We start from the raw sequence: 22,846 nt of genomic DNA on the forward strand, positions 1-22,846 counted from the left end.
AGCCTTATCGTATTGACTGAGTTTTGGCTTAGGTTATTTTTTATTGCGAGGGCTAGCATAGAAGTCAGAGTAACAATATTCGTCATTATAGACAATAATTCAGTCCGCTGCAGATTAACTTATGCTCGTTATTCTTCATCATATTTCCGTTAAGAACCTGCATAGCTTCGCTGCTACCAACCTATCCATCTACGTTTTGAAAACAAAGATGAGACCTATAGTTGTGCTACCTCATATTGACTAAACTCATCAGTCATTATAAGCCTGCGTCCTAACCGCAAGGAAGTTTGTTTGTTGCCGATACGCATGACGACTCTATCGTCTGCTTGAAAGTAAGAAGGTGGAACGATTAGCGTACCCGTTGTTTTCAGTTTTTCGTCTTTTCCAAGGATAAATGCGGGTAAAAAACGACGACTTCGCTTCTGACTGCCTTCCAAACGTAGTCCACATGCTACGATCTTATGCCCGAGTACCTGCCATTCTACCTCTGGGTTTTTAGTATCAACATTCAGCCAGCGCACCAATCCTATCGACCAATTAAACTGTTGTGCTCGGTTAGATCGAGAGACCAAAATCAGACTCATTATATGTAAGGGCTGCGGTGCTGTTGTAGAAATGTCAGGGTCAGTTTCCTCTACGCTGTTCTCTTCTCTATTGAGAAAATTTTTGTCGGCGACATTCTTCTTGAGCCCGCTATCTTTTGGTAACAAGTGCAATGTGTGATATGCTGGAAAGCTATCATGGTCATCGAATACCTTAATATTTATTGGGCTACTGCGACCACGATCATTATCAAATGTCTCGTATAAAGGCCTGTCTTCTTCTCGTAGGTATTTAACGTCGATTAAATTGGCAAAAGTTTTCGAATGACTTACGTAATAATGTATATTGTTGAAGTTAGTGATTAACTTTTTTGGCTGTTCGCTACTATATTGGGTTGGGAGTGTAAATGGTTGCTGCAAGTAGCGGTAGCTTATTGTCATTGAAATAGCATTGAGCAAACTATATTCTATTGTGTTGCCTTCCTTAAGCAAGGCTTTTTTCCGTGAATCAAAATGCCGAACCATCGGCGTTAATTCTATAAATAGACAATCATGACGATCTTCATATGGATTGATATAAGAGTTGACAGTTAAATAGCTTGGTGGATGACTACTATGAAGATCAACAAAGACCTTTGTATCGGTGGTGGGCTCCATTGTCGCAACCACATGTCTAGCCCATTCAGGCAATAAACGCTGTACGAGTAAGATGTTCGGGCGTCTCATAGCACGCAAATTTAACAAATCATGCAAACAGATTTGGCAATATAGCTGATGAATACTATTCGTTTGATGGGTAACGGTATGTAAGCTCAATTCAATATCAGCTACTTTTCTCTGATGAGCCAGATAATATAACTGATTGACTCTAGACCACAGGTAATCGGATGGTTTCCGATAGCACAGCGTCTCTTCTGCTAATAGTTTTTGGTATCTTAATAATGATTGATAAATCGCAATAGCAAGCGTGCTATCAGGTTTAGTCTCAGCGCCAAAAAAACGTTGCCATCTTTTGCCAGAAGAGTGATTTGAAGGGGCTTCTGAAAACTGAGTCTCAAAACGTATGACCTTGTCGTAGACCATGATAATCAAGTAATGCAGTGATTGTACTTGTGCAACACATAACATTTGAGTCTGATCAAGGGCGCCTGTCTCATATATATAATGTTGCCTCAAAGTCGCTATCAATCGATCTGAAGCATCAACGACTGCTGTCATTAATTTTAGGCGTTGCTGATTATCTATATTTGCTTCATGTAATACTCTCAGCACACTTTCTAAATGTTCTATTTGTTGCTCTTGAGTTTGCGTCGGTAGCGTTGTCAACGTTTTTAGCAAGTAGCGCTCTTGACCATTTACTGAACGATTAGATAACGGAGATAGTGGTTCTGTAGAATTTAAAACTTCTCGGAACATTGATAAAGTGATCATCAGTATCTTTACTCACTATTGGTCGTTTTAAGGCACTCAGTAATATGCAGTCGTACAAATACATGTATGACATAAAGAATGTTTGTTAAGCCCGACTATAGAAGAGTAATGATATTGATTGTGAGTCTGAATCTAGCAATACAGTACTATCCAACAATATCTAAATACTATTATTAGAAACCCATCTCTAACGCTGCATACTCTTTCATTGATTTGCGTGCCAACGGTTATATTCCGTTCCAATCATATATCTATTTGCACTTATAAAAAAGCATAAATTCTAGATTTTAGTTTCTTAAAATATTACTTACCTTTTTTTAAAACTCATTTTTTGTTTACTACCTCCCTAAACCGATATAGTGTCTTGCCTTAGCTATTACTGTAAATATCAATCGGTACTTTAAAGGGTTTATTCGGCAACTCCCTAACCAGCTTAGGGACAAGATAACCTGGCAATGATGCTAGTAATGCCCAATACAGCTCAATCGCTGCTTGCTCATTACTATCGAAATGCGCCGCGCCAGCCACTTTATCTAGTACATGCAAATAGTATGGTAGCACGCCAGAAGTAAACAACCGCTGACTAAGCTGCAATTGCGCGTCGAGAGTATCGTTGACACCGTTTAACAACACGGCTTGGTTTAATAGAGTAATCCCAGCCGCTTGAGTACGTTGCAAATGTTCAGCGGTCAGTGCATCGATCTCATTAGCATGATTACAATGAATAACCATAACGATATGACAGCGACTCTGAGACATCCTTTCTAGCAACGCAGCGTCTAAACGTGCAGGTATCACCAATGGCAAACGCGTATGCAGCCGAATAGTAGTAATTTGCGGAAGAGACTCCAAAGTATCGAGCCACGTAAATAAACGCCGGTTAGTCACATTTAAGGGATCACCACCGCTTAATATCACCTCATTGACCTCAGGATGTGCACCAATATAATTAATAATATTTTCTTTTGCATCAGCAGTAGGCATATTGGCACTATAGTCAAAATGCTGGCGAAAACAGTATCGGCAGTGAATAGCGCATGCACCAGTAATGGTTAACAACACTCTCGATTGATATTTATGAAGCAAGCCTTTCACGGGGTTTTGTGTATTTTCGCTTAGTGGATCTGCCACATAGCCTGTGACGTTGATTTGCTCTTGCTGATCTGGCAATACTTGTTTAAGCAGAGGATCATTTCGGTCGCCAATAACCATTTTTGCTACAAAGCCACGCGGTACACGCAGTTCAAAGTGTTTAGGCACGTAAACCTCTGTACGCATTGATTCAAGCTGTAAGATGCTTAATAGCTCATCAACAGACGTAATAGCTTCCGATAATTGCGTTTGCCAGTTTTTTTGTGTGATTAAATGGTTTATCATGACAGCCTACTACCTGTGCCCAAAATCCGATATTATACGCCCTTAGTGTCTAGCCTATCAAAGTATCCTCGTTAATCCGTAAATACTTGGCATAACAGAAAATTTTGGTACAGTCAGCCCTATGTCTTACTATTATATTTACAACCCCTAGGAGTTTTTTGTGGCAAATTTTTCTACTAATGAATTTAAAGCTGGTCTAAAAGTGATGCTTGATGGCAACCCTTGTGCCATTCTTGAAAACGAGTTTGTTAAACCTGGTAAAGGCCAAGCCTTTAACCGCGTCAAACTGCGCAATCTTCGTAGTGGTAAAGTATTGGAACAAACTTTCAAGTCAGGTGACAGCCTAGAAGCCGCTGACGTGCTAGATACTGAAATGAACTATCTATACAACGATGGCGAGTTTTGGCATTTTATGCATCCTGAAAGTTTTGAGCAGATTCAAGCTGACAAGACAGCATTGGGTGATTCCATACAGTGGCTAAAAGAAAACAGCAATGCTCTATGTACCATCACTCTATTCAATGGTAGCCCATTGTCAGTGACGCCGCCTAATTTTGTTGAGTTGCAAATTACAGAAACAGATCCTGGCGTACGCGGCGATACTTCAGGCGGTGGTGGTAAACCTGCTAAATTGGAGACAGGTGCGGTCGTACGTGTACCACTATTTGTACAACAAGGTGAAGTGGTCCGTGTTGATACACGTACTGGTGATTACCAAACTCGCGTAAACTAACATCACTTCAAATATGACTGATAGTTGATATTTACCAATGTCTTTATCATTAATAGAAAAGCTTAACCACTATATCGGCGGTTAAGCTTTTTTTATATTTGTCCATCATGATGACATCGGTTACATCAAGATGCTAGTTGCTGGTTCTGACAATAATATTAGTAAGTAAGTCACTCTTCTTCTAATGATTGCTTTTGTATCAGCCAATACTGTACCAAAGCATTTAATTGTTCTTGCTTAAAAGGTTTGGTGCAATAGTCCTGCATACCAACTTTTAGGTATTTCTCACGCTCACCATCCATTGCATTAGCAGTCAGAGCAATGATGGGCGGCAATAGTTGAGGGTCATATAATTTATGCAGTTTGATGGTTGCCTGTACACCATCTAAAATCGGCATATGGTGATCCATTAATATCACGTCATAGCGTTCAGGAAATAAAGCAAAGGCCTCAATTGCTTGCTGACCATCAGTGACATGAGTGACCATATGGCCACTATTGGTTAGTGCTTTTTTGGCAATAATTGCATTGACGGTATCGTCCTCAACCAACAATATATGGCCAGATCGTTCATGGGTAGGCTCAATCATGGTCGTATCGTTAGCATCTTGCCATGTCTCATACTTATCTTCATCTATAGTGGTTAACGGCAATAAGACACTGAATGTGGTGCCAACGCCTACTTCACTATTTACATGAATGTAACCACCCATCAAATCGACCAAAGACTTACAAACCGACAGTCCAAGTCCAGTACCACCATAAATACGATGGGTAAATTTATTTGCTTGGTCATAAGCATCAAATATCGCCTCTAACGATTCTGATTTGATGCCAACACCTGTATCTTTAACTTCTATACAAAGCGTCATATTTTGACCAGTCTCATCGTTTATCGCTTCATTTACATTGTTCTCTTGCCGCGATATAGCAACATTCTCGTCGCTACTATTTGGACAATGGCAGTTATTCATATGTTTGACATCGATACTGACTCGACCACCTTCACGAGTAAATTTAATCGCATTATTGACCAGATTTGCAATGATTTGTTTTAAACGTACAGGATCGCCTTTAACGTAGGGAGACAGTTTTTCAGTATAATTATAATCTAGGGCTACGCCTCTTTGGCGTGCCTTAATTGCAAATAAACTGATAACCTCATTGCACAAACTAGATAAATTCAATGGAATAGAATCAATCGTCATTTTTCCAGACTCGACTTTCGATAAGTCCAGAATACCATTAATAATGACCATCAAATGCTCGTTAGAAACCTTGATATTATCAACGTACTCTCGTTGTTCTTCACTAAGTTCGGTTTCGCCTAGCATTTCTACCATACCGATAATACCATTCATCGGTGTGCGGATCTCATGGCTCATATTGGCTAAAAAGCTCGATTTCATTTCGTTAGCATGCTTAGCGTCACGTTGCTTATCTTGTAGCTGCAAGGCATCAGCCGCCATTTTTGCAAATTCCGCCAAAATCGCTGATTGTTGCTCATTAAAACTATGGTTAGGCTTTGTATCCATCAGACATAAAGTACCTAGTCGATAACTTTTGTTATCCTCATACAAAATGATAGGCGCACCAACATAGAATCGTAAATACGGAAAGTCTGTGACCATAGGGTTTTGGCTAAAACGATCGTCGTTCCATGTATCTGGCACTACAAAAATATCATCTGACAAGATTGTATAATTACAAAATGCAATATCACGCGGTGTCTTACTGACACTCTCAGGTTCACTATCAAATTTACAGGCTGGCTTTAAGTATTGCGTTTCCTCATCCATAAAAGTGATCGTAACTACGGGTACATCAAAGAACAATTTTGCAAGTTCAACTAGCCGATCAAATGCGGGTTCATCATCTTCATTCAGTACTTGATATTTTTTTAGCTTGTTGATGCGCTCTAATTCATCTACCGCTACAGGGTAGCTTTGCTTTGGTAAGTTAGATATAGACAAGGTAAACTCCATTAAATAACAGCAGGCGTATTAATTACGATTCGTCTGCTTTATTAATAATTGTAATGCTTCACTCACCATAATCATCGCTACCACTGATGTAACGACCACTGCTGAGCCATAACCACCGCACTGCAAACCACCTGCCTGACAGCTCTTGTCTACAATTGGCGGTTCTGTCGAATAGACGCATTTGATACCAAACTTTTCTTTCAAAGCACTATTAATGCCCTTCTCATGGCGCAGTTTATTGCGTAACTTAGCAAGTAGCGGATCTTGGTAACAATCACGCAAATCACTCACTCTAATCTGACTTGGGTCTATCTTACCACCTGCGCCACCTGCGCAGACCAACTTTAGTTTATTAAATCGACAATGTAAGGCAATTGCTAGTTTAGCACTCATGTCATCTACACAGTCTAAAATCACAATCGGTTTACCATCAGCAATTGCAGATTTGGCTACATCACGACTTGGCAGTAATGTTGAAACATTCTCTGCCGTTAAAAAGTCATCAACTAAGTTCAATTTCACTGCAGGATTGATCTCTTTGATACGGGTTGCCATCGCTTCAATTTTGCTTTGACCAAATGTGCTGTCCAATGCGGGCAGTTGGCGATTGACATTAGAAGCAACTAACACATCCAAATCAATCAGCGTAATCGTTCCCACTGCTGTCCGAGCCAGCGCCTCGGCTGCCCAAGAGCCAACCCCTCCCACACCAATAATGTAGACGTGAGCTGCCGAAAAAGTATCAACCGCTGATGTGCCATAGAGTGTCCGTGTTCCTTGGAAACGACGATCGTATTGCTCATCTTGCTGGTGCGATCCGTCTCGTACAATGCTGTCTTCAACGGATTCTAACGGTTCACATTGTTGGGTATCACTCATAACAGATCAAATTCTCTTTTTGAATATCTTGGTTGCTATTTCTTCGGCTCGTACTTTCTTGCTTCTAATTGCAGTTGTGCTCTTACTACACATAATATGATTATACTGGATAAGCCCAGTTTACTTTTAGAGCATTACAACTATTTTGCCATAATTGCTTAGCCAGTTTATCATGTGGTATCTCTAATAACTCACTCAAGCTTGCTAATACCCAAGGCAGGTTGGCTGGTACATTTCTATTGTGTGCATGGGTATCATCCGATGTCTGACACATAATAGGTGTCATATCTGGACAGTCCGTCTCAATGACCAAGCATTCGATGCCATGACTATTGACTGCTACTTGAATAGCACGGCGTAGTTTTTTAGCATTCGGATTGGTAATTTGACCAGTAACACCAAGCTTAAACCCTAACTTTACGAAAGCCTTGGCTTCTTGTTCACCACCGCTGAAGCTGTGAGCGATGCCACCCAGTTTATGTGCGTCATATTCATGCGCTTTCAAGATCGCGAGTGCTTCAGCATGCGCTTTACGAATGTGTAGCATCACTGGTAGACCACTATCCACTGCCATATCCAATTGTGCCTTAAAAAACTTCTCCTGTTTGGCAAATACATCAGGCTGTTTCATTGCATCGGTAAAAGTATCTAATCCAATTTCACCGATGGCTAGCGGACGACTCTCAACTACTATCTGCTCAAGTTGTTTTAAATGTTCTTCAGTATGCTGCTCAATATAGAAAGGATGTAAGCCTAATGCGATATGCGTTTTAATACATTGTTGATCTTGATTATTTGCCTCTATCGCAGACGATTGCGACATCTTATTAATAAAATCTTGAGTACCATACATTCGATCAAAATACTGGTGTAAATAACCTACTAGCACCAAGTGGCGGATACCTTGACTATAGGCTTGCTCTACCTGCTGTCTTCGGTCCTTATCAAATACTGGAGCATCAAAGTGCGTATGCGTATCAATTAGAGGATAAGCATTTTTTAAAATTTCTCTAACGACTGTTTTTTCAGCAATCGTTGCTGACTCGTTGCCACACATTAATAGACTCCAAAAACATCTCTTTAAAACATAGAACTAAGTAATAAATGCTAAATAACTGTTCCCATACAAGCATGGTTATATAAAAATATTGCCATTACTCTATTATTAAGCTTTTATTTTTTGATTACTAGCTTTTACTTACTAAGCTCATCCCTATAATCGGCTTCAACGCTATTGCTCTTAGAAACAGCATCATAGTTATCAGCTATTTTCGTATTAGCCTTTCGACTACTACGTCTAGGAATAAGTAGTAGCGCAGTAGCAGCTACACTCAATACAAGCCATTTTTTTGTGTTTTTATTATCTGTCATTTTAGTGTCTAATTTACGGTAATGAGTAACATAATGCGTAACTTATTATATTAGTAACTAATATACTTAAATATAAGAGTGGTTATGTTTATCTGTGTTATGAGTACGCAAGCTAATGTACGATGTAATTATCTTATATCACATCGTACATTAGCTAATCGCATTGAAACATATTAACCGTTATATATATGGCTAGAGTTTTAACGATTGAGAGGATAGGTTGTGATACCGCTGTTAGGGCTATCTACTCTCGTAAAACCTTGCGTAGTAGATTTTGGCGCTTGATCGCGTTTAGGGACAAGGGGGTTAAGCGGCATTAGCTCGTAATCTGCACTGACATCTTCATTCCAACCCTCAGTGCCGCTTAATGGCAATTGCTTGATCGTACCATTTTTGTCGATGACCAGCTGCAATACTCGCATCTGATTGAATTTGCGTTCAGTCACGCTCGCTACTGCGCCGCCATCACGTAAGATAGTCGGCTGTAAAAAGATAATCAAATTGCTCTTTTGGGTGCTGTCGTTATCAGAACGAAAAAGTCTGCCGATAACTGGAACGTTCCCGAGCCCAGGGACTTTTTGTTGGCCTGTGGTCGTGTTATCACGCATCAATCCACCTAAAGCTATTGTCTGCTGATCATCAGCTAGGATGGTCGTATTAATAAGGCTTTTATTGGTAATCAATCCACTGGAGTTCCCCGTACTGCCTGGTACGACTGACGAGACTTCTTGTGATACCTCTAAACGTACTGTGCCATTGTCACCAATATGAGGAATAACATTCAGGTTAATACCAATATCTTGACGATCAATGGTCTGGAATGGGTTGTTTGAGTTGTTACCACTGGTGGTAAAAGAGCCTGTAACAAAGGGTACGTTTTGACCAACCAAAATACTGGCTTTTTCATTATCCAATGTCAAAATTGATGGCATGGACAGTAGATTAGCACTGGTAGATGTGTCAAGCGCCTGTAAGATAGCACCATAAAACTCTGTATTACCCTGACTGTCTTTGCGACTGTCTCCAATACCTATCAATGCACCTGCAATAGAGCTAGCAGCAGCACTAATACCTGCCGTACTCGACCCTGCTAGCGCAGCAGCTGCAAGTGTCGTCGCGCTCGCCCCTACATTGTTGAAGTTAACAACGCCATAGCCACTATTGGCATTACCTAGCGCCCATTGAACGCCTAGCTGAGTTGCATCATCGCCTGACACTTCAACAATAGCGGCTTGAATCAATACTTGTGCGCGGCGACTGTCTAATTGGTTGACCGCATCTTCAATCTCAAACATCAGCTCAGGCGATGCATTAACGATAACGGCGTTTTGAGTCTCGTCAGCGATAATACTGAACGGACGACCGTCTTTCCCTGTACTTGTTCCATTTGTGCCGCTAGTCGATACGGAGGCCGCACTGCTACTACCGATGCTATTGCTGGCTGTATTATTAATTGTGGCGCCTACGCTACTTGCATCATTTAGCGAAGCTGACTCTAGTGTCGAGGTTGCGCCTGCACTATTGATAGACTGATTCGCAAGTAAACCGCGTAACATATCAGCGATATGGCCGGCACTAGCATACTTTAAGCGAAAAACACGTAGACCACTTAGACGTCTGGTAGGCGTGGTATCCAATTGATTGACCATTTCTTGGACTTTCGCAATCATTTCAGGACTGCCTTTGACCAACAGCCTATCACTCGATGTATCGGCAATCACTTTTAGTTGATTGTTACCACCTTGTGCTTGTCCATTGCCCGCACTTGCTACTAAGGCGCTAATTAACTCCATCATACGCTCCGCATCGACGTGGCGTAGCGGTATCACTTGCAAACTGTCATTTATATTACTGTCTAAATCACGGATAAGGGTTGTCAACTGATTAAGGCTATCTGCTCGATCGGACAACACCAGCGCATTAACACCAGGTACAGCGGCTGCGTGAGCCGACTGCGGCATCAATGGACGAATAACCCCTAACACTTCTGCAGCTTGGGTATTGGTCAAATAAATAACCCGAGTAGCGAGCGACTCACCAACACTATCACCGCGTAAATCAACAGCCACACCCGATTGTTTAGCAATATTATCTGGCACCAGTTTCGTCGTCGTTCCCGATTCAATCGCAGCAATACCATTCACTTGCATCACGCTCAAAAATAACTGATAAATCTCATCGCGGGATAATGCCTTATTAGAGATAACGGTGACATTGCCATTGATACGTGGGTCAAGAACAAAGTTTTGTTCCGTAATGGTTGCAACTTCATTGATAAAGGCTTTTATATCAGCGTCTTGTAGGTTGACTTTCCAGCTCTCAGCATTGGCAAGACCAACACCAACAGCCCATAATGGTACTGCTAGACAAAGTGGGCGACACAAGCGCATCAGACGCTGCAGGCTACGGTGTAAAGGCTTAACTGAAAAATTATAAAAACTTACCATATTGATGATTACCTACAGTGATATTGCTTACTATGTGCTGAGTTTTTAAGGAGTAATTTTACTAAAAATCCATCTTGCTAAAACTGCTGGCGAATCGTAATAACTTGCTCACCACGTTGAACCTCTATCTGTGCTTCACCTGATTGTTGTACTTGCTGAAGTACACCAGCATCTTGCGCAGGGTTGTTACCTACGCTCTGTCCATTAACGGTTAATACCTTATCACCTGGCTCTAACCCTAAACGATTACGTAGTCCAGCAGGCATCGCCGCTGTTACTTGGTAGCTCTCACCTGATGCCATTACCCCCATCCTACTGAGATAACTGGCAGGGTTTTCCTGCAAGGCCGTAACCGCTTCTTCGATAACTGACTGTGGGTTACTTGGAGTATTTGAGCCATTTGTCCCTTCTGCCTCCGGAACAGCGTTTGGTACTGGCTGGGGCGCTGTAGGCAGCATACTATTATTTGGCAAACGTTGATTACTGATGCCGCCCGCCAACATATCACTTTGGTCTAATGGCATCGCTTCTGGCATTTTAATAACGGTCTCTTTATCGTTGGCATCAGCGATGATAGCTGAATTCCAGTCAACAGCCACAAGCGTATAATCACTTTCTCTTAGCTCATCACCAACTCGGTAATTTTTGACTTCGCCATTGACATTCAATAACGCCGAAGACATGCTCCTAGGTATGGCTAGCAATACGCCTTTTAGTTCAATATTGGCAGGTGGTTGCACGGCTGCGGTGATCGGATCAGGATCAGCAAAGATTGCGAATAAGCCGCTATAGTCATTGGTAGATTTGGCATTATTCTGTAGAGGTGCCAAAGGCAATGTAGGTGCTAAAGGTGCAGCGAGTAATAGCCATAAAAGACGGGCGGCTGTCCAACATAGCCAAGCAATGGCTAACAATAATAGCCAACCTGAAAAACGATTTAGAGTATTAACAATAGGTTTTAGGCTTGCGGCAATATTAATCATTTAATTCGCTCCCAAACCAGATAACAATGGCTGGCGCACATTAACCACTGGTGTATCCTGAGGAGCTTGCCCTTTATACTCAGGCATATTCTCGAGCAAGCGCTGCGTCAAACTGACATCGAGCATATTATCGCTATCGATATACAGATCCCCTAAACGCTTATCTTGATTGTTCAGTAAGTTAATATGCAGCAAATCTTGATTGTTTTTTTGCTCTGTACTAAGTTCAGCTTTTAGGGTGGGCATCTTAATATAAAAAACTTTATCACCGCTAGGATAGCCTACCTCGCCACCGATCCAAGTCAACTGACCATCTGCGGCACTGAATCCGCCAGAATCTTTAGCAGGCTCACTATTGGATGAGTCACTTGTATCAGAATGACGGGTTAGTGATACATTATTTACTTGAATAGGTGTGTTTGGCAGCTGCCAGTTGACCATGCTCGATAGCGTCTCAGGTGCAATTTTTCCACTCATGTTGTCCACTTGCCATGAGTTTAACCCAAGCTTAACTTGACCATTCAGGCGTGTCTGTGATGAGTGGATATTGACATCCGCACCTAGCTTACCTGTAAATAGCAGCCATGGCTGCCATGACCATTCTGCCATCCCTATGAGCGACGACGATGACATAGGCAACTGCCAAATAGCCGCACCTTGCCATACATTGCCAGATACATGCTGTACATAAGGCGTATCAGGTGCGTATTTCTCAAGTAACCATGCTGCTGGCATTTGCAAAACAGCAAATAGCGCAAACAGCACAAACCCAACCAGCCACCAGAGCTTACGGGGACGTTTATGAGAAAACTCAGATACTTGGGCCACAGTTGTACAACTCTTATATAAGACAAAAACGTCATTATCATAACAAACAATGGCATACAGATGACAGAAAAAAAGCCAGTATCTTTTTGCCAAAATACTGGCAGTAAAGATACTGACTTTTATTTTCAGAACAACAGCTCTATCTATCGCTAAATAGTTGTAAATACACCATTATCAATCGCGACTTCGAACTGGCTCACAGGAAATACTTCTATAAGAAAATAACTAATTAAATAGCAAAATCCTCGATGTCGCGACCTGCTGCTAGTGCTTCAACCAACCATGTTGGCTTACGGCCACGGCCAGTCCAAGTTTCACTATGGTCATTAGTATTGCGGTATTTAATACTGCGTTTTTTCTCTAACTTTTCACCAGCTTTCAGTATTTCTTCGATCGTTGCATTGCTATCTTCGGCAATCTGCTCAAACTGCATATAGGCATCATATAAACGTTGATGTTGTTTTTTAGCAATAAGTTGTTGAGCGTTTTCAGTGATAGCACGTAACTCATCTACATTCAAATTTTCTAAATCAATTGCGTTATTTTTGCTCATAATAAATCCAACTATAAAGTAAGAGTGTGACCTCTATTGAGGTAGTATTTTTCGTTAAAATATACCACGAACAAATCGTTCATTGGCAGTTAAACCTTTGTATAAAATATAACTAAATAGTATTTACTCTCTAAACACATCTTTTACAATCATCTACAAATAAAAACAGATGCTTATTGTATCTACTTTAAATAACTTAGTTTAAGGTAAATCTAAACACATAAGTCATCATTATTTATATAATAAGCCTAGGAGTGTTTTTAGCAAGAAAACAAATTTTTAGTATCTTTACTATCATAAGAATTTTATAATAATATTTCGACAAAAATCCACTATTAAAGCAATAGCAATTTTATCGAAATTATACCTAATAAAGATTAAGTATAAAGCTCAAATACTATAGTAGTAACTTTCTGTACTACCCTCTGGACAACTATTAACCTTAAAGGTAGTACTACAGTACCTCTGTCACTTACTATGCCAATATTAGAGTGCTTTTTAAAGAAGTCTACTACTTCATATAAATGTATTTTATCTAAACAGCTTTCGATTTATGAACTAATCATAAGTTGAAGTAAAACTTTAATCATTGTTATCGAGAGTTATTTTATTTATAGATAATCAATATATATTAACTATACGTCATATAAAAATAGTATAGCAATTTTTAAAACTAAATATCACCAATCATCATTATTTTTTGGTATAAACGGTCCATATAGGATATAGAAGGTATCAATCATACTAACTAATCCATAAATCAATAGTATTCGATCATTATTAAATAAACTTAAGTTTAATAATGATCGAATACTAAGAGCAAACTAAATACGTTAAAAAATGTCTTTAATAAAACCTTAGTTCAACTAAGTTAAAAGTATAACAACTAAACTATATTTTCAGATAGCAAGCATTAAAAAAGCCCTGCAATTGCAGAGCTTTTTCAACACTTAATTATGTATTCCTCAGAAAGGAATATCATCATCTACAGGGCCATCTGGCATTGCTGTAGGCTTAGATTGTGCAGGTTTTTGTGTTTGTTGATTGAACTGATTCTGCTGAGCAGGTGCTTGATTATTGAAATTATTCTGACCGCCTTGAGCAGCTAGTTGGTTATAGCCGCCTTGCTGTGCCATCTGATTATTTGGTTGCTGACCAAAGTTATTTTGGTTGTTCTGGCCACCTTGATTGTTATAGCCGCCGCTTTGACCTTGGTTTTGACCACCAAAGCTATTATCGCCTTGACCACCGCTCATGCCATCAAGCATCTGCATTTGTTCGGCACGGATCTCAGTAATATAACGGTCTTGCCCACTTTGGTCTTGGTATTTACGTGTACGTAAACTACCTTCGATATAAACTTTACTGCCTTTGCGCAGGTATTGCGCTGCGATTTCACCTAGACGATTGAAAAGTGCAATACGATGCCACTCTGTCGCTTCTCTTTTTTCGCCGCTTTGCTTGTCTGTCCATTGCTCTGATGTTGCAACCGAAATGTTGGTTACGCTACCGCCATTACTGAATTGGCGTGCCTCAGGATCTGCTCCGAGGTTACCGATGATGATAACTTTATTGACTCCGCGCATGATACCGTCCTTTCATTTGTGAATAATTTAACAAACTGTTTTAATCATTATTTGATAGCATTAATTGGCACTATCACTTTTATAATTTTACTTTAACCAATTTTTATCAAAATAGCTACAGGCTACCTATGGCGCACGTCAGTATATGTCGCCTAGACAGTCTGTCTTGGTATATCAGTCAATCCTATAGGGTTTAATAGATAAAAGTGCTGCTATTTTGCCATTTTAAGATACTTAATAAAACCATTTATCTTTATCGATATTGCATCGCACCTTACTTATTATCAAGTAATTTAGACGTTTTTAGTTAGTATCAGTAGGCTTACGATGCATGCTCAAAGTCACGCTACCTAGCTCTACACCAAACTTTTTCATCACTGAGCGATTAAGCATGACATCCTCATCGATAAGATACATCCAATCATCAAACGTTACTTTGTATGTCTTGTCCTCAACAGGTAACTCTAATAAATAATTCCAGTGCAGCGTATTGCCAACCACTTGTCCTGTTGCCTCGCCAATGACATCACCTGCCACACCTTTCCAACTGCCATCTGTCTGCTCAGTCAGTCGCCATATACGCTGCGATTTGGTGCCATCTGCCCACGAGAATTTCTCATTTAGGACAATGACATCATCACCCTCATGGGTCGCATCAATGTCGACATAAAAGCGCTTTTCGACTTCGCCATTTCGACCTTGGAACATGCCCCAGCCATCAATCTGACCCGAAAAAAACTCATGCATATCGAGCGTCGGTGTAGTGCTCTGATACGCCTGAATATTCTGCGTGGCACATCCAGAAGTTAATAGCATGGCTGATAAACCCAAACCTACTGTTAACTTCGCTATTGAGTAATGCGCTTTCTTTCTAACTTCAATAAAACTACCAGACAATATCTTAAACTTACTCATATTAATTCCTTTTAAATAGAGATAAACAGTTAGTTTCCACTTGTTGATATTGGCGATTTATACGATTGATGTCTGTGCAGTTTTTGCTATTTGGCTTTATTTCTATATCAAACTACAAGCTTGGAATTATTATATAGCGTATTAGATATCTAGCGGGCTTTGTGCCAAACTCGATAGCTGCTGACGTGAATCATCCGTCAACTGTGTTTTGTCTAACTTTAGATAAGCGACTTGCTCTTTTGCCATTACAACCAGCTCATCAACGCCATCTACTGCTAACATTTTTCGTGACCAGTCTTGGATGTTAATGTCTTTGGGAATAGTGACCGTCGTGCTCGATAGATAAGGTGGCTGTGCAATTGGAATAATTAGGAGCAATGCTGCACCCATAATAATAGCCAATATACCCCACGCCAATAAATTAGACTGACTTAATAACAGACCACCCATTGCCCCGCCGACAAACGCACCAAAGAACTGACTAGAGGAATTAAGACCCATCGCCGTTGCTTTATTGGCGACTGGTGCACGCTTAGATATCCACGAAGGAATCGTTGCCTCAAGCAAGTTAAAGCCCATAAAGTACAGCAGCAAGCCCAATATGATACCAACACCGACCTGACTACCAAGTGCTAATAACGCTAAAGCAGCAGTCATCAAAGCAATCGCACCCAAAAACACCTGACGCATTTTACGTTTCTTTTCGGCGATGATGATAAATGGTATCGCAATGGCAAAGCCAATGAATAATAGCGGCAAATAAACCAGTCCTTGCTGACGCACTGATAAGCCAAGTACTTCGCTAAGCTGGTGTGGCAATATCACAAATATGGCAGTCATCGTTAGATGTAGCGCAAAGATACCGATATGTAAGCGGTTAAGATCACCAATTTTAAGAACCGTCGCCAGTTGCTGACCAATGGTTTTATTATCTAGATTGTGTTTGAGCACGCGCATAGGCGTCGGTATGACCACTAATAGCAGCATCGCCAAAACAGCAAATCCTGAGGTCAGCCAAAACAGCCCAGAAATACCGAGCGAACCGACTAATAATGGCCCAAAAGCAAAGGCAAGCATAATGGAGGTCGCAATGGTTAGGCCCATCGTGGCCATCGCTTTGGTACGCATCTCTTCACGAGTTACATCTGCCAATAGTGCCATGAGTACAGCAGAGACCGCGCCACTACCTGCCAGCGCCCGACCAATAATAACCTCATATATATCCGTCGCATTTGCCGCAATCATGCCGCCTACAGCAAACAGTATCAACCCCAAAAATATAATAGGCTTACGCGGAAATTTATCAGCAGCAAGGCTCATCGGTATCTGAAAGATCGCCTGCCCTAATCCATAAATACCAACTGCCAAACCAATTAAAAATGGCGTTGCATGTGCATAATTTTCACCATAAACAGAAAATACCGGCACAATCATAAACAAGCCAATCATACGTAAGGCAAAGATGCCACCGACTCCGAGGATTGCTCGTTTCTCTACGCTATTCATACTTGCCTCACTGGTTGATCATTACTGGTTGCTCATTGCCATCTTTCATGACTAACACTTGCGCTATACCATGATGCATCACTGCTGGTTTATTAAGGTATTAGCCTATAAATCAAGCCCCCTAGTATAAGACATTCGTCGTTTGGTTGCCGAGACTTTTGTCTTACTGATGCAGCAATGTATATACTCTTAACCCAAGCCTTTCATATTATGAGATTATTTTGTTACCAAGTGCATCAGATGCATAGTCATGCCTTGAATAATGCTATCACTATGACAATAAAGTAAAACGTCGTAAGCATAATTAATATCCAGCTCGACACATCTATATAGCGACGAACGGCTTCTATAAAATGACATTTTTGGTCAAAACCATAACAAACGATGCCTGTTACTTAACACTAATTTGATTTAGATTTGCTTAGTCCCATAAAAAAGTCATAGAAAAAGCAATACAAAGACAAACAATAATAGAAAACGAACAACTAGACTCGCACGGCTTTTACCTTATAAATATTTAAATCATCTATAACAACACGATTTATAACTGCCCCTTTTATAACGACACCATAACTTTAGAATAACTCACGTTTTTACCAACTACTTTACTGACCTGTATTTACTTTTTGACTTGAGATATTTCCCAATCCCCTTTTAGCAAATAGGAAACCTGTAACCGATGGCACATGACCATATCGCAATACGCGGCGCACGTACTCATAATTTAAAAAACATTGATTTAGACATTCCACGAGATAAATTCGTGGTTATCACTGGCCTATCTGGCTCTGGTAAATCTTCATTGGCATTTGATACGCTATATGCCGAAGGACAACGTCGTTATGTCGAGAGTTTATCGGCATACGCTCGTCAGTTCCTCTCTCAAATGGAAAAACCTGAAGTCGATAGTATTGAAGGTTTGTCTCCTGCAATTGCTATCGAACAGAAATCAACCAACCATAACCCACGCTCGACTGTTGGTACAATTACCGAAATTTATGACTATCTTCGTCTGCTATATGCACGTATTGGTACACCATATTGCCCTGAGCACGGTGAGCCGATGGTCGCACAGTCGGTTACTGAGATGGTTGATCAGGTCATGGCATTGCCAGAAGATACTAAGCTGATGATATTAGCACCAGTGATTCGTGAGCGTAAAGGTGAGCATACCGTTTTACTTGAGCAGCTGATTGGGCAAGGTTTTGTCCGTGTGCGCGTTGATGGTGATGTCTATGATACCGATGAGCTACCGACACTGGATAAAAAGAAAAAACATACCATCGAGGTGGTAGTCGATCGCTTTAAAGTTCGTGATGACTTAGGTAACCGTGTCGCTGAAAGTTTGGAAACGGCTCTCCGCTTAGGTCAAGGACTGGTTACGCTACACTTTATGGATGGTAACCCAAAAGAAGGCGGCAGTGACAATCAAGTCATGTCGGCTAAGCACTCTTGCCCTGTCTGTGATCGTGCCGTGCCTGAGCTTGAACCACGTATGTTCAGTTTTAACAATCCATATGGTGCGTGCCCAAGCTGTGACGGTCTTGGTAAACGTCAGTACTTTGCCGCAGAAAAATTGATTACGCATCATGAGAAGTCACTTAACCAAGGCGCAATTAATGGTTGGGACAAGCGTCATGCCTACTATTTTGGCCTGCTTAGCACTGTCTGTAATCACTTCAAAATCGATATGGATATGCCATGGCAAGACCTGAGTAAAAAGCATCAAGACATCATCATGCACGGCTCTGGCAAAGAAAAGCTCACTTTTAACTTCACCGATGAGCGCGGTCGCAAAACGAACAAGACCGTACCATTTGAAGGCGTGCTGCCTTACTTAGAGCGTCGTTATGCTAAGACGCAAAGTAACCTCGTCCGTGATGAGCTGGCCAAATACTTGGCAGATACGACTTGTAACGTCTGTGATGGCGCGCGCCTAAATGAAATCTCGCGCAATGTCCGTGTTGACGATCAGACTATTGCTGAAATCGTCAAACTGTCTATCGGTGATGCGGCGGACTATTATAAAACACTAAAAATTAGCGGTCACAAAGGTGAAGTCGCCGAAAAGATCTTTAAAGAAATTAATGAGCGTTTAAACTTCCTTGTGAGTGTCGGGCTTGACTATCTTACTCTTGCTCGCTCTGCCGAAACGCTATCAGGCGGTGAAGCACAGCGTATTCGTCTTGCTAGCCAAATCGGTGCAGGTTTAATGGGCGTGATGTATGTACTCGATGAGCCATCTATCGGTCTGCATCAACGTGACAATGACCGTCTGCTAAAAACCCTCACCCGCTTGCGTGACTTAGGTAATACCGTCCTGGTCGTTGAGCATGATGAAGATGCCATTCGCCAAGCGGATCATGTCATTGATATCGGTATTGGCGCAGGCGTTCACGGCGGTCATGTGATCGCTCAAGGTACAGTCGATGACATCATGGCAAACAAGGAGTCGTTGACTGGACAGTATATGTCTGGTGAAAAGAAAATCGAGATTCCAGCGATACGTCATACTGCAAAAACCATGGACGTGGAAGTAAAAGGTAAAGCCAAAGCTAAAAAAGCGCCGATGATGATTGAACTAAAGGGCGCATCAGGCAACAACTTGCATGATGTAGATCTGACCATTCCTGTAGGCGTTATGACCTGTGTAACTGGTGTATCAGGTTCGGGCAAGTCTACCTTGATTAACCGTACACTCATGCCATTGGCAGCAACACAGTTAAATAACGCCTCAACCTTGCTCGCCGATAAGTTTGAAAGTATTAGTGGTCTTGAGCATTTGGATAAAATGGTCGACATTGATCAAAGTCCGATTGGTCGTACGCCCCGCTCAAATCCAGCGACTTATACTGGCGTGTTTACTCCAGTACGTGAGATGTTTGCTCAAACGCAAGAAGCACGTGCCCGTGGTTATAAGCCTGGCCGCTTTAGCTTTAATGTAAAAGGCGGACGCTGTGAGATGTGCCAAGGTGATGGCCTCATCAAAGTTGAGATGCATTTCCTACCGGATATGTATGTACCGTGTGATACCTGTGAGGGCAAGCGCTATAACCGTGAGACGTTAGAGATTCACTATAAAGGCAAGAGCATCGCCGAAGTGTTAGAAATGACTGTGGAAGATGCGACTGAGTTCTTCTCAGCGATACCTGCGATCTATCGCCGCCTGCAAGCGTTGATGGATGTTGGTCTTGGCTATATCCGTTTGGGTCAGTCAGCACCCACGCTATCTGGCGGTGAAGCGCAACGTGTCAAACTGGCGCGTGAGCTTGCTAAGCGCGATACGGGACAGACGCTCTATATCTTGGATGAGCCAACTACTGGTTTGCACTTCCACGATATCTACAAGCTGCTACACATTCTGCATACCCTACGCGATAAAGGCAATACTATCGTGGTCATCGAGCATAACCTCGATGTCATTAAAACAGCAGATTGGGTGATCGATCTTGGCCCTGAAGGCGGTAAAGGTGGCGGTATGATCATCGCTGAAGGCACGCCTGAAGAAGTCGCAGAAGTCAAAGGCTCATACACAGGTGAGTTCTTAAAGCCAATGCTCGAGCAAGGCATGAAGGACGTAAGCTAATACAAACCGATTAATCGTTGATAAAAGGCCACTCTTTATAGGGTGGCCTTTTTTTGCTATCACAAATTCTTATTTTGCAAAATTTTATATCGTTGGTGTATCTCAAGCTTAATACAGAGTAACTGACTAAAGAAATACCCATAATATTTAAAAATAGATTAACGTCATTATTTTTTAATATATTAAGCAGCACCCTAGTCATGATCATGTCTATTCTATGTATCAACAGAACGAACACATTATGCTATTAAACCACCCTACCTTCTGAAAAAGTTTATCTTAGTTCTATTTTTAACCAGTAATAGAATTAAGATGTATCCGCTAAAACAGTATGAAGAGCTAACATACTTCAAACACTGCATTTGACACCTAGTCTACTTTTGCCTACTATCTGTAACTTTGTTACTCATTGTATACTTTGACATTTCTAAAATGTAACGATTATAAGCCTAAAAATACAATGTCATATCTAATATCACCTCTTAATACTGCAAATGGAACCTAAAAGTATGAAAGTATTTTTGCGAAATAAATTGTCAGTCATGACTGTTTTTATGATGACTTCGTTGGCATTGGTTGGTTGTAATGACGATAACGACTCAACATCAAACCAAACGAATCCTGAAAACCCAGGAGAAGTGGTTGATCCGGCACAGCCCAATCAAAATACAGTATATGGCAAGTTGCTTTCATATGATGGTCAAACGCCAATCGCTAATGCGCTGGTATACGCCGTAGCATCAGCAGAAGGTGCTAATGTTAGTAGCCATATTGCAGCGAGCACCTACAGCGCTAGTAGTATACAGACTATGACAGTTAAGTCAGCGGATAGTACTACAGATGCTGACTGCGGCATTGCGCCCGCAAATAGCTTGGCAAGTACCTGTACCGATACGGATGGTAGCTATCGTCTAGATCTTGAAACGTCTACAAATGAGTTGCAGGTTCAGTTCAAAAAAGGGGCTTTTAGTGCTGAGCAAGAACTTACCCTATCAGGAACTGGATCATCTACAACAGAGATAACTCAGTTAGAAGATACCGTCCTCACAGAAGTTCCTAAAATGCTCGTCATCGAAGGAGCATATGACAGTATTGAACTCATACTCGCAAAGCTAGGTCTTGCAGATGTTGATGCAGCAGATGGTGATATTATTGACTCCAAGTTTGATATCTGGGAGTCCACGGACAATTTATTTGTAGATAGTAATAACGATGGTCAAGCCAATATATTTGATTATGAAGTGGTGTTTTTTAACTGTGGTCTAGATGACGAAAGCTGGTTGATGGATGATGATAAGAGACAGATGCTAAAAGAGTATGTCGATGGTGGTGGTCGAATCTATGTGAGCGATTTGGCATATGATGTCGTAGAGCAAACATTCCCAGAGTACATCGACTATTACGGTTCTGACGAGACACCAACCAATCAACCAGAAGAGGATGGCAGCGCTACGACAGGTGAAGACTCTATTACTATCCGTAGTAACATCGAGCCGACACTCAAATCATGGCTGGAAGAAGTCACCTGTACACAAGGCGATTGCTTGAATACTGATGGCACAGTGACTATCGACGGGTTTGCTAGTGGCTGGGCACGAATGAACGGCGTCAACAGTAGTGAAAATGTCGATGTATATGTAAGCGGGCAAGACAGTGATGGCACTATGCGTCCATTAACCGTTGGCTTTAATTATGGTAGTGGACGCGTGACCTACACCTCTTATCATAATGAAGAAGGCGGCGATAGCTACTGCTATAGCTTATTACTTGATGAAACGTTGGATCCTGAAGATTACATTGCCTGTCTGGAAGACCCAACTGAGGTAACCAGTATTCAGATAAGTGCTCAACAAAGAATCTTACAGTATCTGGTCTTTGAGCTATAGAGTACTTGATCATCAGCCTAGTTTTGGTAGATGACAAATAATGCATTGGGATTCATTAAAAGGCTGCTCTTTAGGGAGTGGCTTTTTTTGTTATTTTAATTTCAACATAATAGTTAATTAGTAAAAAATATTGATAATTATCAAAATATATAATGTGCATTCTTGAATAGCTATATTCGTTTATTTAAAAGTATTTACCTCTGAATACTCACTCAATTCATCCACATAACCCTCTATA

Annotated in this window: 15 protein-coding genes; 3 read left to right on the forward strand and 12 right to left on the reverse strand. The window is 41.1% G+C overall.

From position 1 onward, the window contains the following. Window positions 1-215: 215 nt before the first annotated feature. Together ACT3QQ_RS10125 and epmB are read right to left on the reverse strand one after the other, a co-directional pair. On the reverse strand, window positions 216-1,973 hold the full coding sequence (locus ACT3QQ_RS10125) for a hypothetical protein (protein ID WP_444527917.1): 1,758 nt from the start codon (window positions 1,971-1,973) through the stop codon (window positions 216-218). A gap of 369 nt (window positions 1,974-2,342) precedes the next feature. Further along, complete coding sequence (gene epmB, locus ACT3QQ_RS10130) at window positions 2,343-3,350, reverse strand: EF-P beta-lysylation protein EpmB (protein ID WP_444527918.1); 1,008 nt, start codon at window positions 3,348-3,350, stop codon at window positions 2,343-2,345. Between the two features lie 160 nt (window positions 3,351-3,510). On the opposite strand from epmB, the gene efp reads away from it, so the two are divergent. Further along, the gene (gene efp, locus ACT3QQ_RS10135) at window positions 3,511-4,083 is read left to right on the forward strand and encodes an elongation factor P (protein WP_444527919.1); all 573 of its coding nucleotides are present in this window, start codon (window positions 3,511-3,513) and stop codon (window positions 4,081-4,083) included. Between the two features lie 170 nt (window positions 4,084-4,253). Here the strand turns inward: efp and ACT3QQ_RS10140 are convergent, their stop codons facing one another. The 10 genes from ACT3QQ_RS10140 to ACT3QQ_RS10185 form a co-directional block, all read right to left on the reverse strand. Next, entirely contained in the window at window positions 4,254-6,056 is a 1,803-nt protein-coding gene (locus tag ACT3QQ_RS10140; protein WP_444527920.1) for an ATP-binding protein, read from the reverse strand. Between the two features lie 30 nt (window positions 6,057-6,086). After that, window positions 6,087-6,947: a tRNA threonylcarbamoyladenosine dehydratase gene (locus ACT3QQ_RS10145; protein ID WP_444527921.1), complete on the reverse strand. Its 861-nt coding sequence runs from the start codon at window positions 6,945-6,947 to the stop codon at window positions 6,087-6,089. A gap of 100 nt (window positions 6,948-7,047) precedes the next feature. Further along, window positions 7,048-8,004: a TatD family hydrolase gene (locus ACT3QQ_RS10150; protein WP_444527922.1), complete on the reverse strand. Its 957-nt coding sequence runs from the start codon at window positions 8,002-8,004 to the stop codon at window positions 7,048-7,050. Between the two features lie 514 nt (window positions 8,005-8,518). Beyond that, complete coding sequence (gene gspD / locus ACT3QQ_RS10155; protein ID WP_444527923.1) at window positions 8,519-10,765, reverse strand: type II secretion system secretin GspD; 2,247 nt, start codon at window positions 10,763-10,765, stop codon at window positions 8,519-8,521. Window positions 10,766-10,842: 77 nt separating this feature from the next. After that, window positions 10,843-11,748, reverse strand: a complete 906-nt coding sequence (locus ACT3QQ_RS10160; protein WP_444527924.1) for a type II secretion system protein N — start codon at window positions 11,746-11,748, stop codon at window positions 10,843-10,845. Beyond that, on the reverse strand, window positions 11,749-12,576 hold the full coding sequence (gspN, locus tag ACT3QQ_RS10165) for a type II secretion system protein N (RefSeq protein ID WP_444527925.1): 828 nt from the start codon (window positions 12,574-12,576) through the stop codon (window positions 11,749-11,751). A gap of 229 nt (window positions 12,577-12,805) precedes the next feature. Then, on the reverse strand, window positions 12,806-13,129 hold the full coding sequence (locus ACT3QQ_RS10170) for an H-NS histone family protein (RefSeq protein WP_201548150.1): 324 nt from the start codon (window positions 13,127-13,129) through the stop codon (window positions 12,806-12,808). A 965-nt stretch (window positions 13,130-14,094) separates the two neighbouring features. After that, window positions 14,095-14,715, reverse strand: coding sequence for a single-stranded DNA-binding protein (ssb, locus tag ACT3QQ_RS10175; RefSeq protein ID WP_444527926.1), 621 nt, complete (start codon window positions 14,713-14,715; stop codon window positions 14,095-14,097). Window positions 14,716-15,018: 303 nt separating this feature from the next. Continuing rightward, window positions 15,019-15,630: a DUF3833 domain-containing protein gene (locus tag ACT3QQ_RS10180; RefSeq protein ID WP_444527927.1), complete on the reverse strand. Its 612-nt coding sequence runs from the start codon at window positions 15,628-15,630 to the stop codon at window positions 15,019-15,021. Between the two features lie 141 nt (window positions 15,631-15,771). Continuing rightward, complete coding sequence (locus tag ACT3QQ_RS10185) at window positions 15,772-17,136, reverse strand: MFS transporter (RefSeq protein WP_444527928.1); 1,365 nt, start codon at window positions 17,134-17,136, stop codon at window positions 15,772-15,774. A 679-nt stretch (window positions 17,137-17,815) separates the two neighbouring features. Here ACT3QQ_RS10185 and uvrA point away from each other — a divergent pair. Both uvrA and ACT3QQ_RS10195 read left to right on the forward strand, forming a co-directional pair. Then, complete coding sequence (gene uvrA / locus ACT3QQ_RS10190) at window positions 17,816-20,722, forward strand: excinuclease ABC subunit UvrA (protein ID WP_444527929.1); 2,907 nt, start codon at window positions 17,816-17,818, stop codon at window positions 20,720-20,722. Window positions 20,723-21,276: 554 nt separating this feature from the next. Further along, window positions 21,277-22,608 (forward strand): hypothetical protein, encoded by a 1,332-nt coding sequence (locus tag ACT3QQ_RS10195; protein WP_444527930.1) that lies wholly within the window; start codon window positions 21,277-21,279, stop codon window positions 22,606-22,608. Window positions 22,609-22,846 lie beyond the last annotated feature (238 nt).

The sequence above is a fragment of the Psychrobacter sp. AOP7-A1-24 genome, from assembly GCF_052376235.1.
GTDB lineage: Bacteria > Pseudomonadota > Gammaproteobacteria > Pseudomonadales > Moraxellaceae > Psychrobacter.